This window comes from Pseudomonas sp. GL_103 (assembly GCF_057835175.1).
Genome location: NZ_CM174420.1, coordinates 1,307,175 through 1,323,059 on the forward strand (window position 1 = coordinate 1,307,175; position 15,885 = coordinate 1,323,059).

A 15,885-nucleotide genomic window follows, 5' to 3' on the forward strand; every position below is an offset into this window, starting at 1 on the left:
ACTGCCCGCTGCACCTCACTTGCCGACGATCAAAGATTTCCTACAGCTGCGTCGTTTTCGTCAACTTTGGAGTGTTTACAACAATGGCTAAAATCGTCGACATCAAAGGTCGTGAAGTTCTCGACTCCCGTGGCAATCCCACCGTGGAAGCGGACGTGCTTCTCGACAACGGCATCATCGGCAGTGCCTGCGCGCCGTCCGGTGCTTCCACTGGCTCGCGTGAAGCGCTCGAGCTGCGTGATGGCGACAAGAGCCGTTACCTGGGCAAGGGCGTTCTGAAGGCCGTAGCCAACATCAACGGTCCGATCCGCGACCTGTTGAAAGGCATGGACCCAAGCGACCAGAAAGCGCTCGATCTGGCAATGATCAAGCTCGACGGTACTGAAAACAAAGGTTCCCTGGGCGCCAACGCGATCCTCGCCGTTTCCCTGGCCGCGGCCAAGGCAGCAGCACAGGACCAGGACCTGCCGCTGTACGCTCACATCGCCAACCTGAACGGCACCCCGGGTGTCTACTCGATGCCGGTTCCGATGATGAACATCATCAACGGCGGCGAGCACGCCGATAACAACGTCGACATCCAGGAATTCATGGTTCAGCCGGTTGGCGCCAAGTCTTTCTCGGAAGGCCTGCGCATGGGTACCGAGATTTTCCACCACCTCAAGGCTGTACTGAAGGCCCGTGGCCTGAGCACTGCCGTGGGTGACGAAGGTGGTTTCGCACCTAACCTGGCGTCCAACGAAGACGCTTTGAAAGTGATCTCCGAAGCCGTGGCCAACGCCGGTTACAAGCTGGGCACCGACGTGACCCTGGCCCTGGACTGCGCGGCCAGCGAATTCTACGAAGACGGCAAGTACAACCTGTCCGGCGAAGGCCAGGTGTTCACCGCCGAAGGTTTCGCTGACTACCTCAAAGGCCTGACCGAGCGTTACCCGATCATCTCCATCGAAGATGGCCTGGACGAGTCCGACTGGGCTGGCTGGAAGATCCTCACCGACAAGATCGGCGAGAAGACCCAACTGGTAGGCGACGACCTGTTCGTGACCAACACCAAGATCCTGAAAGAAGGCATCGACAAAAAGATCGCCAACTCGATCCTGATCAAGTTCAACCAGATCGGCACCCTGACCGAAACCCTGGAAGCCATCCAGATGGCCAAGGCTGCCGGTTACACTGCCGTGATCTCGCACCGCTCCGGCGAAACCGAAGATTCGACCATTGCCGACCTGGCCGTGGGCACCTCGGCTGGCCAGATCAAGACCGGCTCCCTGTGCCGTTCCGACCGTGTTTCCAAGTACAACCAACTGCTGCGTATCGAAGAGCAGTTGAACGGCAAAGCCAAGTACAACGGTCGCAGCGAGTTCCGCGGTTAAGCGGAAATCGATAAAAAGACACCGGATTGTGTCGGAAAAATCGCAGCAGCGATGGATTTGCCACTAATCTGATGCCTTATATGCACAAGCCTGGTTCTTCCAGGCTTCGTGCTATCAGAAGCTTCACGTTTGGCATGGCTGTCTTTTTTCACTGGATACCCGATATTCGATGCGCAGTCCCAATTGGTTGTTCCTCATCCTGCTTTTGTTGCTGGCTGGCCTGCAGTACCGCCTGTGGGTGGGAAACGGCAGTCTGGCGCAAGTGGCCGAGTTGACTCAGCAGATTGCGGATCAGCAGGCTGAGAACCAGGCATTGCTGGAACGCAACCGGGTGATGGACGCCGAAGTCAGTGAGTTGAAAAAGGGCATGGAGACCGTCGAAGAGCGGGCTCGTCATGAGTTGGGTATGGTCAAGGACGGTGAAACCCTTTACCAGTTGGCCCAATGATTAATTCGTTACCGGCCTTCTGGGCCGTGATTCCTGCCGCGGGCGTCGGTGCCCGTATGGCCGCGGACCGTCCCAAGCAGTACTTGCAACTGGGCGGGCGCACTATTCTCGAACACAGCCTTGGCTGTTTCCTTGATCATCCATGTCTGAAAGGCTTGGTGGTCAGTGTTGCTGTTGACGATCCTTATTGGCCGAACCTGGCATGTGCCAGTGATCCGCGTATTGCCCGGGTCGAGGGCGGTGCCGAACGTTCCGGGTCGGTGCTCAATGCCTTGCTGCACTTGCATGCGCAGGGTGCCGATGATGAGGATTGGGTACTGGTTCACGATGCCGCACGGCCGAACCTCAGTCGTGACGATCTGGACAAGCTGCTGGCTGAACTGGCTGACGATCCCGTCGGCGGACTGCTGGCGGTTCCGGCGCGGGATACGCTCAAGCGAGTCGACAAGCACGGTCGAGTCGTCGAAACCGTGGACCGCAGCGTGATTTGGCAGGCCTACACGCCGCAGATGTTCCGCCTTGGGGCGTTGCATCGGGCTTTGGCTGACAGTCTGGTGGCGGATGCCGTTATTACCGACGAAGCTTCGGCGATGGAGTGGGCCGGTTCGGCGCCGCGCCTGATCGAAGGGCGATCCGATAACCTCAAGGTTACGCGTCCCGAAGATCTTGAATGGTTGAGACAGCGTTGGGCCAATCGTCACTAAAAGATCGCAGCCTGCGGCAGCTCCTACAGAGGGATCCGCAAAGAATGTCGTACCCAATCCCTGTAGGAGCTGCCGAAGGCTGCGATCTTTTGATCTTAAATCCTGTACTCCGGCCTTTGAGCCAACCCCTCCTTCAAAAAATCCACCAACTTGCGCACCTTCGGCGACAAATGCCGTTGCTGCGGATACAGTGCCCAAACCGCCGTGTTCGGTGGTTGATGTGCTTCCAACAACGAAATCAACGCGCCGCTATTCAAATGCTCCAGCACGTAATAGTCCGGCAACTGACACAGCCCTACGCCTTGCAGCGCGGCATCCAGTACGGCTTGGCCACTGTTGCAGCGCCAGTTTCCCTGCACTCTCTGCGAAAATTCCCGCCCGTTCTGTTCCAGTTGCCAGACGTCCGAGCTGCCGATAAGGCAGTTGTGGCGACTCAGCTCTGACAAGCTATGCGGGCGACCGTAGCGTTCAAGATAGGAGGGCGATGCACAGAGAAACATGCGGCGCGGCGCGAGGCGGGTGGCGACCAGCCGTGAATCCTGCAAGCGCCCGAGGCGAATCGCCAGGTCGAGGCCTTCGTGCACCAGGTCAAGCTGGCGATTGCTCAGTTCGATGTCGATCCGCAGTTGCGGATACAGCCCCATGAAGCGAGTCACCAGCGGCACGATGAAGCGCTCGCCGTAAGCCACGGCGCAGGTCATGCGCAGCATGCCCTTGGGTTCGCTGGTCAAGTCGCCCACCGCTCGCAACGCCTCTTCGCGGCCGTCCTGTAAACGCTGGCAATGTTGCAGGAAGGTTTGCCCGGCCTCGGTCAGCGTGACCCGACGGGTGCTGCGGTAGAGCAAACGAGTCTGCAAACGCTCTTCCAGGCGTACAATTTGTCGACTGATATGGGAAGACGAAACCCCCAGGCGTTGTGCGGCAGCGGTGAACTGGCTGCATTCGGCAACCGCGACAAACTCGTCGATCCCTTCCCAGCGATTTTCGGACATCGATGATTATCCCTGTACAGCAATAATATTTTGCATTTGCATCGATTATTCATCGTTGAGCCATGTATTACACTCCCTGTCTCGTTTTAATTCACTGGAGAGTCATCATGATCAAGTCGCGCGCCGCCGTTGCCTTCGAGGCCAAGAAGCCCCTCGAAATCGTTGAAGTCGATGTCGCCATGCCCAAGGCCGGTGAAGTATTGCTGCGCGTGGTGGCCTCCGGTGTTTGCCATACCGATGCCTACACATTGTCCGGCGCAGATCCGGAAGGCATCTTCCCGTCGATTCTCGGCCACGAAGGTGGTGCGATCGTGGAAGCGATTGGCGAGGGCGTGACCTCCGTTGCAGTCGGCGATCATGTGATCCCGCTGTACACCCCTGAATGTCGTCAATGCAAATTCTGCCTGTCGGGTAAAACCAACCTTTGCCAGGCGATTCGCGCGACCCAAGGCAAAGGCTTGATGCCCGACGGGACTTCGCGTTTTTCCTACAAGGGTGAAACGATTTTCCACTACATGGGTACTTCCACTTTTTCGGAGTACACCGTGCTGCCGGAAATCTCCGTGGCCAAGATCGCTAAAGAAGCGCCACTGGAAAAAGTCTGCCTGCTGGGCTGCGGTGTCACCACCGGAATCGGGGCAGTGCTCAACACCGCCAAGGTGAAACCGGGTGATACCGTGGCGATCTTCGGCCTCGGCGGCATCGGTCTTTCTGCCGTCATCGGTGCCGTGAAAGCCAAGGCTGCGCGGATCATCGCCATCGACATCAACCCGGCGAAATTCGAAATCGCCAAGCAGCTGGGCGCAACCGACTGCGTGAACCCGAAAGACTTCGATCGCCCGATCCAGGAAGTCATCGTCGACATGACCGATGGCGGCGTGGATTTTTCCTTCGAGTGCATCGGCAACGTACAACTGATGCGTGCGGCACTGGAGTGCTGCCACAAGGGCTGGGGCGAATCGGTCATCATCGGCGTTGCCGGTGCCGGTCAGGAAATCTCGACCCGTCCGTTCCAGTTGGTCACTGGCCGCGTCTGGCGGGGTTCTGCGTTCGGCGGCGTGCGCGGTCGTACCGAGTTGCCAAGCTATGTGGAAATGGCCGCGACCGGTGAGATTCCGCTGGATACCTTCATCACCCACACCATGGGCCTGGAAGATATCAACAAGGCGTTTGACCTGATGCATGAAGGGAAAAGCATTCGTTCCGTCATCCATTTTTGAGGTCCGCCATGAGCCTGGAAAACATCTCCTGCCAGAAAAGCTTCGGCGGCTGGCACAAGCGCTATCGCCATCGCTCGGAAGTGCTCGGCTGCGACATGGTGTTCGCCGTGTACCTGCCGCCGCAGGCGGAGCAGGGCGGCAAGCTGCCGGTGTTGTACTGGTTGTCCGGCCTGACCTGCACCGACGAGAACTTCATGCAAAAGGCCGGTGCCATGCGCATGGCCGCCGAGCTGGGGTTGATCATCGTCGCCCCGGACACCAGTCCTCGCGGTCCGGACGTGCCGGGTGATCCGGATGGCGCCTGGGACTTCGGCCTCGGCGCCGGGTTTTACCTGAATGCCACTCAGGAGCCTTGGTCGCGCCACTATCGGATGCATGACTATGTCGTGCAGGAATTGCCGACATTGGTCGAAGCCCATTTTCCTGCGTCGGACAAGCGCGGCATCAGCGGCCACTCCATGGGCGGTCACGGTGCGCTGGTCTGCGCATTGCGCAATCCGGGGCGCTATCTGTCGGTGTCGGCGTTCTCGCCCATCAACAATCCGATGGATTGCCCGTGGGGGCAGAAAGCCTTCTCCCGGTATCTGGGAGAGGACCGTTCGAAATGGCGCGAATGGGATGCCTGCGCGTTGATTGCCGAGGCCGATGAAAAGCTGCCGCTGTTGGTCGACCAGGGTGATCGCGACGATTTCCTCGCCAACCAGCTCAAGCCGGAAGCCTTGCAGCAGGCGGCCAAACTGGCCGGTCATCCGCTGACGTTGCGCCTGCAACCGGGCTACGATCACAGCTATTTCTTCATTGCCAGTTTCATCGATGAGCACTTGCGGCATCACGCGCATGCTCTGGTTGGCTAATGCAGGTAGAATCACGCCCTGACAAAAATCGGGGCGTTTTTTTATGCGTATTGGCCACGGCTATGATGTGCACCGTTTCGCTGAAGGCGATTTCATCACTCTGGGCGGCGTGCGCATTGCACACAGCTTCGGGCTGCTCGCTCACTCTGACGGTGACGTCCTCTTGCACGCCTTGAGCGATGCCTTGCTCGGCGCCGCGGCGCTGGGCGACATCGGCAAGCATTTCCCGGATACCGACCCGCAATTCAAGGGCGCCGACAGCCGTGCGCTGTTGCGTCACGTCGTCGCACTGGTCCATGCCAAAGGCTGGAAAGTCGGCAACGTCGATAACACCATCGTCGCCCAGGCGCCGAAAATGGCCCCGCATATCGAATCGATGCGCGCGCTGATTGCCGCGGATCTTCAAGTAGAGTTGGATCAAGTGAACGTGAAAGCTACCACCACCGAAAAGCTCGGCTTTGTCGGTCGCGAAGAAGGCATTGCCGTGCACTCCGTTGCCTTGTTGCTGCGCGCATGAACGAACTGCAATTGCTCGGCCCGCGGGCTTACGGTGAGGCCCTCGGTACAGCGGTCCTGAAAGCGATCGCGGAAGATTTCCAGGTCGACGAAGTCCTCGACATTCCCCTCAGCGGCGAAGGTGAACACCTGTGGATCTGGGTGGAAAAGCGCGGCCTGAATACTGAAGAAGCGGCGCGACGGATTGCCAAGGCTGCCGGCGTGCCATTGCGCACCGTCAGTTATGCCGGGCTCAAGGACCGTCAGGCGTTGACTCGCCAATGGTTCAGCGTGCAACTGCCGGGCAAGGCCGACCCTGATCTGTCGGCTGCGGAAAACGATACGCTGAAGATCCTCAAGACCGCCCGCCACAAGCGCAAACTGCAACGCGGTGCCCACTCGGCCAACGGTTTTACCTTGCGCCTGACGCAATTCGCCGGCGACAAGGCCGCGCTTGAAGAACGTCTGCAACTGATCACCAGGCAAGGCATCCCCAATTATTTCGGCGCCCAGCGTTTTGGTCATGACGGCGGCAACGTCGTCGATGCTCGCGCCTGGGCCGCGCGCAAGGCCCTGCCGGAGCAGCGCAACGTGCGCTCGCGTCTGCTTTCCACGGCGCGCAGTTTTCTGTTCAACCAGGTGCTGGCCGCTCGAGTTGCCGACGGCACCTGGCAGCGTGCTCAGGTGGGCGATCTGCTGGCGTTCACCGACAGCCGCAGCTTTTTCCCGGCAGGCGAAGCCGAGTGCAGCGACCCGCGCCTGGCGATTCTCGATCTGCACCCGACCGGTCCGCAGTGGGGCGAAGGTGACTCGCCGGCCACGGGCGTTGTCCATGAACTGGAGCAGGCCATCGCCGCACGCGAAGCGGATTTGCGTGATTGGTTGATCAACGCCGGAATGAGCCACGAACGTCGCATCCTGCGGCTGCCCATTGGCGGGTTGACGTGGCATTATCCCGAGCCTGACATTCTGCAACTGGAATTCGTCCTGCCGGCCGGATGCTTCGCCACCGTATTGGTGCGCGAGCTTGTTGATCTGGTGCCGGTGGGGCAGACGGACAGCCCATGCGTATTCTGATTTCTAACGACGATGGGGTAACAGCACCCGGTCTCGCCGCGCTTTATGCTGCGCTGGCGGATTACACCGAGTGCGTGGTTATCGCCCCGGACCAGGACAAGAGCGGCGCCAGCAGTTCGCTGACGCTCGACCGTCCGTTGCACCCGCAAACCCTGGCCAACGGCTTTATCAGCCTGAACGGCACGCCAACCGATTGTGTGCACCTGGGCCTCAACGGCCTGCTGGAGCGCGCGGCGGACATGGTGGTTTCCGGCATCAACCTGGGCGCGAACCTGGGGGACGATGTCCTGTATTCCGGCACGGTGGCGGCGGCCCTTGAGGGGCGTTTCCTGAAACACCCTTCGTTTGCCTTTTCGCTGGTCTCACGCCAGGTAGAGAACCTTCCCACAGCTGCCTATTTCGCGCGCAAACTGGTTGAAGCCCATGCTGACCTGGATCTGCCACCGCGTACGGTACTGAATGTGAACATTCCCAATTTGCCGCTGGACCGTATCCGCGGTATCCAGTTGACCCGCCTGGGCCATCGCGCCCGGGCCGCGGCACCGATTAAAGTGGTGGATCCGCGGGGCAAGTCCGGTTACTGGATCGCGGCGGCCGGGGATGCCGAAGACGGTGGCCCGGGTACCGATTTCCATGCAGTGATGCAGGGTTATGTTTCGATCACGCCACTACAACTGGATCGCACCTTCAATGATGCCTTCAGAAGTCTGGACGGCTGGCTGGAGGGGCTGCGCTGATGGGTCGCGAACAAGACGATATGCTGCGTCGCGGCATCGGAATGACCTCCCAGCGAACCCGGGAGCGGCTGATCCAGCGCCTGTATGAAGAAGGCATCTCCAACGCCAGGGTGCTGGAGGTCATTCGCCGGACCCCGCGTCACCTGTTCGTCGACGAAGCGCTGGCGCACCGTGCCTATGAAGACACCGCGCTGCCGATTGGCAACAACCAGACCATCTCCCAGCCTTATATGGTGGCGCGCATGAGCGAGCTGCTGCTGGAGGCCGGTCCCCTCGACAAGGTGCTGGAGATCGGCACCGGGTCGGGTTATCAGACGGCGGTGCTGTCGCAACTGGTCGAGCGTGTGTTCTCGGTCGAGCGCATCAAGGTTCTGCAGGATCGGGCAAAGGAACGTCTGGTCGAACTGAACCTGCGCAACGTGGTGTTCCGCTGGGGTGATGGCTGGGAAGGCTGGCCGGCACTGGCGCCGTACAACGGGATTATCGTCACCGCAGTGGCGACCGACGTGCCCCAGGCACTGCTTGACCAGTTAGCGCCGGGAGGCCGAATGGTGATCCCGGTCGGGGCCGGCGAAGTCCAGCAATTGATGCTGATCATTCGCGAGGAACAAGGTTTTTCCAGGCATGTCCTGGGAGCTGTGCGCTTCGTGCCATTGCTCAATGGGCCACTGGCCTGAGCATTTGTTTCGGCACGCTGAATTCTCTTCGATTGCCTTTGTCTTACAGCGGCATCGTTGTGTTAAACGGGATTCATCGTCAGGCAGCAAACGTGTGCGCGACACCGATTCGCCACATTAAAGGTAAAGCGTGCACGGCCCGTTATACTTGCGACAGTTCATTACCGGACTCCGGTATTTCACATTTTCAGCCACCACAGAGGGAGCGGCGGGTGAGTCTCACAGTCATTGCGCAGCGAATGAGTAAAACGAGCTTTCAGCGCCTGGTGACTGGCCTTGTCTTGAGCACCTTGCTGGTCGGTTGTTCCAGCAACAAGTCCAGCGATGTTCGTGTCGTGGACCGCAACAATGCCGCGGCTCAGCGCCCAGCCGTGACGACCGGGCAATACGTCGTTCGGCCCAAGGACACCCTGTTCTCCATCGCCTTCCGTTACGGCTGGGACTACAAGGCCCTGGCGGCACGCAACAACATTCCTGCGCCTTACACCATCCGTCCGGGTCAGACGATTCGCTTTGATGGTCGTACCGATTCAACGTCGACGGCAGTGGTCAGTTCGTCCAGTTCAACGCCTTCATCGTCGAGTAAAACCACGGTCATCCGTCGTTCGGCAAACGGTACGACCACCAGCACGACGACGGTTGTACCGTCCGTCGCGAGCAAGCCTGCACCCGCTCCATTACCCCCTCCCGGGCCAGCCCCGACCGGCTGGGGATGGCCATCTAATGGCATTCTGATTGGAAAATTCTCTTCAAACGGTAGTTTGAATAAAGGAATTGATATCGCCGGAGATTTGGGACAGCCTGTTTTAGCTGCGTCTGATGGGACGGTGGTATACGCCGGGAGTGGCTTAAGGGGCTACGGCGAATTAGTAATCATCAAACACAGTGAAACCTACGTAAGCGCCTACGGACATAACCGCAGGCTGTTGGTTCGGGAGGGGCAGCAGGTCAAGGTCGGACAGACAATTGCCGAAATGGGGTCAACGGGTACAGACCGGGTGAAACTGCATTTTGAGATTCGCCGCCAAGGTAAACCTGTAGATCCGCTGCAATTCCTGCCACGTCGTTGATCGCTTACCAGCCTGTTCCGTCGCGTAGAGGGGACAGGCTCCAGCGTTGCCAGGGAGAAAGGCGCCGCTTGAGCTTGAGGTCGAACTCACCAAAGGACTATAACAATGGCTCTCAGTAAAGAAGTGCCGGAGTTTGACATCGACGATGAGGTTCTCCTGATGGAGAGCAGCATCGATACGGATTCGATGTCGAATGATGAAGGGGCGGCTCCACCTTCCGTTCGTGCCAAATCCAAACACTCCGCATCCTTGAAACAGCACAAGTACATTGACTACACGCGGGCACTTGATGCCACGCAGCTGTATCTCAATGAAATTGGTTTCTCTCCCCTGCTTTCACCCGAAGAAGAAGTTCATTTTGCGCGCCTGTCGCAAAGTGGCGATCCGGCCGGGCGTAAACGCATGATTGAAAGTAACCTGCGGCTGGTGGTGAAAATCGCCCGGCGTTACGTCAATCGTGGGTTGTCGCTGCTGGACCTGATCGAAGAGGGCAACCTCGGCTTGATCCGGGCGGTGGAGAAGTTCGATCCGGAACGCGGTTTCCGCTTCTCGACCTACGCGACCTGGTGGATTCGCCAGACCATCGAACGCGCAATCATGAATCAGACCCGGACCATCCGGCTGCCGATCCATGTGGTCAAGGAGCTGAATGTGTACCTGCGGGCCGCGCGGGAGCTGACGCAAAAACTCGACCATGAACCCTCACCCGAAGAAATCGCCAACCTGCTGGAAAAACCGGTGGGAGAGGTCAAGCGTATGCTGGGCCTTAACGAGCGGGTTTCTTCGGTCGACGTCTCGCTGGGGCCGGATTCGGATAAAACCCTGCTCGATACCCTGACTGACGACCGCCCAACCGATCCATGCGAACTGTTGCAGGACGACGACCTGTCCCAGAGCATCGATCAGTGGCTCTCGGAACTGACCGACAAGCAACGCGAGGTGGTTGTACGCCGCTTCGGCCTGCGCGGTCATGAAAGCAGCACCCTTGAAGACGTAGGCCTGGAAATCGGCCTGACCCGGGAACGAGTCAGACAGATTCAGGTGGAAGGCTTGAAGCGGCTGCGCGAGATCCTGGAAAAAAATGGTCTGTCGAGCGAGTCGCTGTTCCAATAGGGCACTCACTGCGATGGCATGAAAAACCCCGACTGGCTCGGGGTTTAATGAGATGGTCAGCCTGACCGAGAAGCCCTGCAGGTTTACGCTTGCAGGGCTTTTCTCGTTTTCGGGCGGAGGATCTCTCATGAACACGATGACACTTCTCGGTATCGACATTGGCAAACACAGTTTCCACCTGCATGGCCAGGACGCCAGAGGCCATCAGGTATTGCGCAAAAAAACCAACCGCGGCCAGTTGCTCAGCACATTGGCCCAACTGCCAGCCTGCACGGTGGTAATGGAGTCCTGCGGCGGCGCCCACTGGCTGGCTCGACAGATCGGTGCATTGGGCCACGAGGTGAAGCTGATCGCCCCGCAGTACGTCAAACCGTTCGTCAAAGGCAACAAAAACGACTTCATTGATGCCGAAGCGATTTGCGAGGCGGCGAGCCGCCCCGCGATGCGCTTCTGCTCGATTAAAACCGAAGAGCAGCAAACGCTTTCAGCCCTGCACCGTGTTCGTGATTCATTGATTGGCCATCGCACCGAGGCGACTAATCAGATCCACGGTTTTCTGTTGGAGTTCGGGATCAGCCTGCCTATTGGGGTCACTGCGTTGCACCGCGTGCCAGCGTTGCTGGATGACCCACAACACCCGGTGCCATTGCGCCTCAAGGGCGTAGTGATACGCCTGCATCATCAAATCCAACAGCTTAATGATGAAATCAAGGACATCGAGTCCGACTTGAAGCAGCAGTTGGAAGAAGACGATGCCGCGAGTCGCTTGCAGAGTATTCCAGGCATCGGCCCGATTACTGCCAGCGCGCTGCTGGCGGATATAGGGGATGCATCGAATTATCGCAGCGGACGTGATTTCTCGGCTTCGTTGGGGTTGGTGCCGAAGCAGCATTCAACCGGCGGAAAGACAGTGCTGCTGGGGATTACAAAACGCGGCGATAAGCACATACGCCGGCTACTGGTGCAGGGTGCGCGGGCCATCATGCAACATATCGACAAGCGTGAAGACGCCCTTGGACCTTGGGTTCGAGAGCTGCTGAGACGTCGCCACTCCAATGTCGTCGCGTGCGCACTGGCGAACAAACTGGCGCGAATCGTGTGGGCGGTACTGACCAAGGGCGGCCAGTACGACCCACATCCGAACGTTTGAACGTACTGCTTTGCCACCGGCTTTTGCGACGTCACTGACTGATGACAGTAAACGGCAAACGGCCCGACTGAGAACCTGGCAATAAAATCAGCTTTAGAGGCTGAGGGTTTTTTCAGGACAGTAGGGAGCGGCTACTCATCGAGGGTCGAGCGTTGTTACAGCAACGCTCACAACGAGCCCGGATACATTAGCGCAAGCCAGTTTTACCGAAAACAGCCTATGGGGTTGCAGGAGATGGGCTGACCATACATTTTATTGTCTGGCCAGTAGATCGAGTCCCCTCGGGATTTTGGTTTCGTGCTGTAAGCCTTGGCTTACTCTTGCGTAAGTGTTCGTTATTTTTACACACTGGCAGTCGTCCATGCTGAACACTTCGCGTCACTATCTTTATGATTTATATAGCTATTTTTTAATATTAATGATGTGTGACAGCTGGATCTCGCGCCAATGGGGCGATTGATCCCGGAGGGGAACACTCTAGTATTGAGGTTGTGTCGATGGACAGACACGTCCTTCAAGGATGAGGGATATGGATATCGCAGGACGCGATTCATCAGGACGATGAAAAGGAACACAGGGAATAGGGAAAAAATGTGGGCGGGTCAAACCGCCCCTTTTTTTTGCCTGCAGAAAAGCAAAAAGGCCCTTGTGGGGCCTTTTTCGCGAACGCGGGGGTAATCAGCGTTCGAGGTCTGCGATCTTGCCTTTCTTGCCGTCCCACTCTTCAGCGTCGGGCATCGAATCTTTCTTCTCGGTGATGTTCGGCCAGATATCGGCCAGCTCAGCGTTCAGCTCGATGAAGTTTTCCATGCCGGCCGGAACCTCATCTTCGGAGAAGATAGCCACAGCAGGGCATTCAGGTTCGCACAGCGCGCAATCGATGCACTCATCCGGGTGGATCACCAGGAAATTCGGGCCTTCGTAAAAGCAGTCCACCGGACAGACTTCTACGCAGTCGGTGTACTTGCACTTGATGCAGTTGTCGGTGACGACGAAGGTCATTTCTAATTTTCTCCTCAGGCGCGGCTTGCTGCGCCCCTTCTCGTAGGGGTCGCCAGGTTCGGGAGCGATAGTCTGCTGGCCAGGCTATTAGCCAGCAGCATCCCAAACCGCGCGAGATTCTAACAGCTTGCAAGCCGCTGCGTTAGATCCGTGTCTTTAGTGTATAGAGCATTTCGAGAGCACGACGTGGCGTCATGTCGTCCAGGTCGAGCTTGGCCAGGTCATCCAGCACCGGGTGCGGCAGGCTGGCAAACAGGTCGCTTTGCTGCGGCGCGGCCGGTTTGCCTTTGGCCGGTGCCGGTGTTTCATGGGGCAGGGCGGTATCTTCCAGGCGGCTCAAATGCTCGCGGGCACGGGTGATGACTTCACTCGGTACGCCTGCCAGCTGCGCAACGGCCAGGCCATAACTCTGGCTGGCCGGCCCGGGCAGCACGTGGTGGAGGAACACGATGCGCTCGTTGTGCTCGGTGGCATTGAGGTGCACGTTGGCCACCAGCGGCTGGGCTTCCGGCAGGACGGTCAGTTCAAAGTAGTGGGTGGCGAACAGCGTGTAGGCACGCAGGTGCGCCAGGCGTTCGGCCGCCGCCCATGCCAGGGACAGACCGTCGAAGGTGCTGGTGCCGCGTCCGACTTCGTCCATCAGCACCAGGCTGCGCTCGGTGGCGTTGTGCAGAATGTTCGCGGTTTCGCTCATTTCCACCATGAAGGTCGAACGCCCGCCGGCCAGGTCATCGCTGGAGCCGATCCGGGTGAAGATGCGGTCGACCAGCGACAGTTCGCAACTGGCTGCCGGCACGAAGCTGCCGATGTGCGCCAGGAGCACGATCAAGGCGGTCTGACGCATGTAGGTGGATTTACCGCCCATGTTAGGACCGGTGATCACCAGCATGCGGGTGTTGTCGTCCAGGCTCAGGTCGTTGGCCACGAATGGCGTGGTCAGCACTTGTTCGACCACCGGGTGACGACCCTGGGTGATGCGCATGCACGGCTCGCTGACGAAGTGCGGACAGTTCAGGTCGAGGTTCAGCGCACGTTCGGCCAGGTTGCTCAAGACGTCCAGCTCGGCCAGGGCGCCGGCAGTGTCCTGCAGCGGTGGCAGCTGGCTGATCAGATCTTCGAGCAGTGCCTCATACAGCATTTTCTCGCGGGCCAGGGCGCGGCTCTTGGCTGACAGTGCCTTGTCTTCGAACGCCTTGAGTTCCGGCGTAATGAAGCGCTCGGCGCCTTTTAGCGTCTGGCGGCGAATATAGTCGGCCGGTGCCGATTCCGCCTGCTTGCTTGGCAGCTCGATGAAGTAGCCGTGGATACGGTTGTAACCGACCTTCAGGTGTGACAGGCCGGTGCGAGCCTTTTCCCGTGCTTCGAGGTCGATCAGGAATTGCCCGGCGTTTTCGCTGAGCGACTGCAGTTCGTCGAGTTCGCTGTCGTAGCCGGTTTTCAGCACGCCGCCGTCACGAATGACTGCGGGCGGGTTGTCGATGATGGCTTTTTCCAGCAGTGCCGCCAGTTCCGGGTAGGTGCTGGTGATGGTGGCGAGTTGCTGGAGGTGCGGGGCTTCGAGCTCCGTCATTGCCACTTGCAGTTCCGGCAGTGCGCCGAGGGCATCACGCAAGCGGGCGAGGTCGCGGGGGCGGGCATTGCGCAGGCCGATCCGAGCAAGAATCCGCTCGATGTCGCCGATTTCCTTGAGCTGCGGTTGCAGTCTTTCGAAGCGGTAGCCGTCGAGCAGGCAAGTGATCGAGGTCTGACGCGCCAACAGCACCGTCAAATCGCGTAACGGGCGATTCAGCCAGCGAGTCAGCAGGCGGCTGCCCATGGCGGTCTGGCAGCGGTCCACCACCGATTGCAGGGTGTTGTCACGGCCCCCGGCCAGGTTGGTGTCGAGCTCCAGGTTGCGACGGCTGGCGCCATCGAGCACCACGGTGTCGTCCAGGCGTTCATGGCGCAGGCTGCGCAAATGGGGCAGGGCGGTGCGCTGGGTTTCCTTGGCGTAGGCCAGCAGGCAACCGGCAGCGCCGATCGCCAGGGTCAGGTTTTCGCAGCCAAAGCCCTTGAGATCCTGGGTCGAGAATTGCTGGCACAGGCTTTTGAGTGCCGAATCGCGCTCGAAATCCCACGGCGCGCGGCGACGCACACCACGGCGTTTTTCCGCCGGCAAGTCCTTGGGCCAGTCATCCGGGATCAGCAGCTCCACCGGGTTGACCCGCTCCAGTTCCGCCAGCAGGTTTTCCCAACCCTTGATTTCCAGCACGCTGAAGTTGCCGCTGGTGATGTCCAGCACCGCCAGGCCGAACAGGCGCTCATCACCCAGGACGGCGGCGATCAGGTTGTCCCGACGCTCGTCGAGCAGCGCCTCGTCACTCACCGTCCCCGGCGTGATGATGCGCACCACCTGCCGCTCCACCGGCCCTTTGCTGGTGGCCGGGTCGCCGACCTGCTCGCAGATCACCACCGATTCGCCAAGCTTCACCAGTTTTGCCAGGTAACCCTCGGCGGCGTGGTAAGGAATCCCGCACATCGGAATCGCCTGCCCGGCTGACTGCCCGCGGGCCGTCAGGGTGATGTCCAGCAACTTGGCGGCCTTCTTCGCGTCTTCATAGAAGATCTCGTAGAAGTCGCCCATGCGGTAGAACATCAGCTGGTCCGGGTGCTGGTTTTTCAGGCGCCAGTACTGCTGCATCATCGGGGTGTGGCTGGATAAGTCAGAAATTGCTTTATTCATCAGTGGCTTAGAGCTGTGCTCTCGAAAGTGTGGGGCAAAAATGGGGCGTTTCGTACGGCATTGCGTAAGTTTGAAGCGCGGAGGCGCATGGTTCAATCCCGCACTACTCACCTCTGATAATGATGAGCTTCCCTACTTAAAATTTGCTCGTTGAGTCTTAGATTACCATGGGTGTGGAGCGGCCATGCCCAGCGGTAATGGGCGCTGTTTCGTGAAGTGCTGGGCTCTGACCCGTTTCCAGGATGAAACCT

At 59.0% G+C, this 15,885-nt stretch carries 15 protein-coding genes; 12 read left to right on the forward strand and 3 right to left on the reverse strand.

Going from position 1 to position 15,885, the window contains the following annotated elements; all coding sequences use genetic code 11:
• Positions 1-83 precede the first annotated feature (83 nt).
• From eno to ispD, 3 genes are all read left to right on the forward strand, one after another.
• Positions 84-1,373, forward strand: a complete 1,290-nt coding sequence (gene eno / locus AC3IP0_RS05790) for a phosphopyruvate hydratase (protein WP_056720952.1) — start codon at positions 84-86, stop codon at positions 1,371-1,373.
• 169 nt (positions 1,374-1,542) lie between these two features.
• A complete protein-coding gene (ftsB, locus tag AC3IP0_RS05795; protein ID WP_007970710.1) occupies positions 1,543-1,821 on the forward strand; it encodes a cell division protein FtsB in 279 nt (92 codons plus the stop codon).
• Entirely contained in the window at positions 1,818-2,525 is a 708-nt protein-coding gene (gene ispD, locus AC3IP0_RS05800; RefSeq protein WP_347910905.1) for a 2-C-methyl-D-erythritol 4-phosphate cytidylyltransferase, read from the forward strand. The genes ftsB and ispD overlap by 4 nt, the downstream gene beginning before the upstream one ends.
• A 95-nt stretch (positions 2,526-2,620) precedes the next feature.
• Here ispD and AC3IP0_RS05805 read toward each other — a convergent pair whose 3' ends face one another.
• Positions 2,621-3,517, reverse strand: coding sequence for a LysR family transcriptional regulator (locus AC3IP0_RS05805; RefSeq protein WP_489318600.1), 897 nt, complete (start codon positions 3,515-3,517; stop codon positions 2,621-2,623).
• A gap of 107 nt (positions 3,518-3,624) precedes the next feature.
• Between AC3IP0_RS05805 and AC3IP0_RS05810 the strand changes: the two genes are divergently transcribed.
• The 9 genes from AC3IP0_RS05810 to AC3IP0_RS05850 all read left to right on the forward strand — a co-directional run bounded on the left by AC3IP0_RS05810 (position 3,625) and on the right by AC3IP0_RS05850 (position 11,910).
• Entirely contained in the window at positions 3,625-4,737 is a 1,113-nt protein-coding gene (locus AC3IP0_RS05810; RefSeq protein WP_489318601.1) for an S-(hydroxymethyl)glutathione dehydrogenase/class III alcohol dehydrogenase, read from the forward strand.
• Positions 4,738-4,745: 8 nt separating this feature from the next.
• Entirely contained in the window at positions 4,746-5,591 is an 846-nt protein-coding gene (gene fghA, locus AC3IP0_RS05815) for an S-formylglutathione hydrolase (protein WP_489326853.1), read from the forward strand.
• A 43-nt stretch (positions 5,592-5,634) separates the two neighbouring features.
• Positions 5,635-6,108: a 2-C-methyl-D-erythritol 2,4-cyclodiphosphate synthase gene (ispF, locus tag AC3IP0_RS05820; RefSeq protein WP_007970721.1), complete on the forward strand. Its 474-nt coding sequence runs from the start codon at positions 5,635-5,637 to the stop codon at positions 6,106-6,108.
• The gene (gene truD, locus AC3IP0_RS05825; RefSeq protein ID WP_489318603.1) at positions 6,105-7,163 is read left to right on the forward strand and encodes a tRNA pseudouridine(13) synthase TruD; all 1,059 of its coding nucleotides are present in this window, start codon (positions 6,105-6,107) and stop codon (positions 7,161-7,163) included. The genes ispF and truD overlap by 4 nt, the downstream gene beginning before the upstream one ends.
• Entirely contained in the window at positions 7,151-7,900 is a 750-nt protein-coding gene (surE, locus tag AC3IP0_RS05830) for a 5'/3'-nucleotidase SurE (RefSeq protein ID WP_489326855.1), read from the forward strand. Before truD ends, surE begins: the two co-directional genes overlap by 13 nt.
• Before the next feature lie 41 nt (positions 7,901-7,941).
• Positions 7,942-8,577: a protein-L-isoaspartate(D-aspartate) O-methyltransferase gene (locus AC3IP0_RS05835; protein WP_172435346.1), complete on the forward strand. Its 636-nt coding sequence runs from the start codon at positions 7,942-7,944 to the stop codon at positions 8,575-8,577.
• A 212-nt stretch (positions 8,578-8,789) separates the two neighbouring features.
• The gene (locus AC3IP0_RS05840; protein ID WP_489318605.1) at positions 8,790-9,647 is read left to right on the forward strand and encodes a peptidoglycan DD-metalloendopeptidase family protein; all 858 of its coding nucleotides are present in this window, start codon (positions 8,790-8,792) and stop codon (positions 9,645-9,647) included.
• Between the two features lie 105 nt (positions 9,648-9,752).
• A complete protein-coding gene (gene rpoS / locus AC3IP0_RS05845; RefSeq protein WP_007990225.1) occupies positions 9,753-10,760 on the forward strand; it encodes an RNA polymerase sigma factor RpoS in 1,008 nt (335 codons plus the stop codon).
• Positions 10,761-10,887: 127 nt separating this feature from the next.
• Positions 10,888-11,910, forward strand: coding sequence for an IS110 family RNA-guided transposase (locus tag AC3IP0_RS05850; protein ID WP_489319727.1), 1,023 nt, complete (start codon positions 10,888-10,890; stop codon positions 11,908-11,910).
• A 678-nt stretch (positions 11,911-12,588) separates the two neighbouring features.
• Here AC3IP0_RS05850 and fdxA read toward each other — a convergent pair.
• Together fdxA and mutS are read right to left on the reverse strand one after the other, a co-directional pair.
• The gene (gene fdxA, locus AC3IP0_RS05855; RefSeq protein ID WP_150727667.1) at positions 12,589-12,912 is read right to left on the reverse strand and encodes a ferredoxin FdxA; all 324 of its coding nucleotides are present in this window, start codon (positions 12,910-12,912) and stop codon (positions 12,589-12,591) included.
• A 142-nt stretch (positions 12,913-13,054) separates the two neighbouring features.
• Positions 13,055-15,622 carry a DNA mismatch repair protein MutS gene (gene mutS / locus AC3IP0_RS05860; RefSeq protein ID WP_489327782.1) on the reverse strand — a complete coding sequence of 856 codons (2,568 nt, stop codon included), beginning with the start codon at positions 15,620-15,622 and terminating at the stop codon, positions 13,055-13,057.
• Positions 15,623-15,885: the final 263 nt, after the last annotated feature.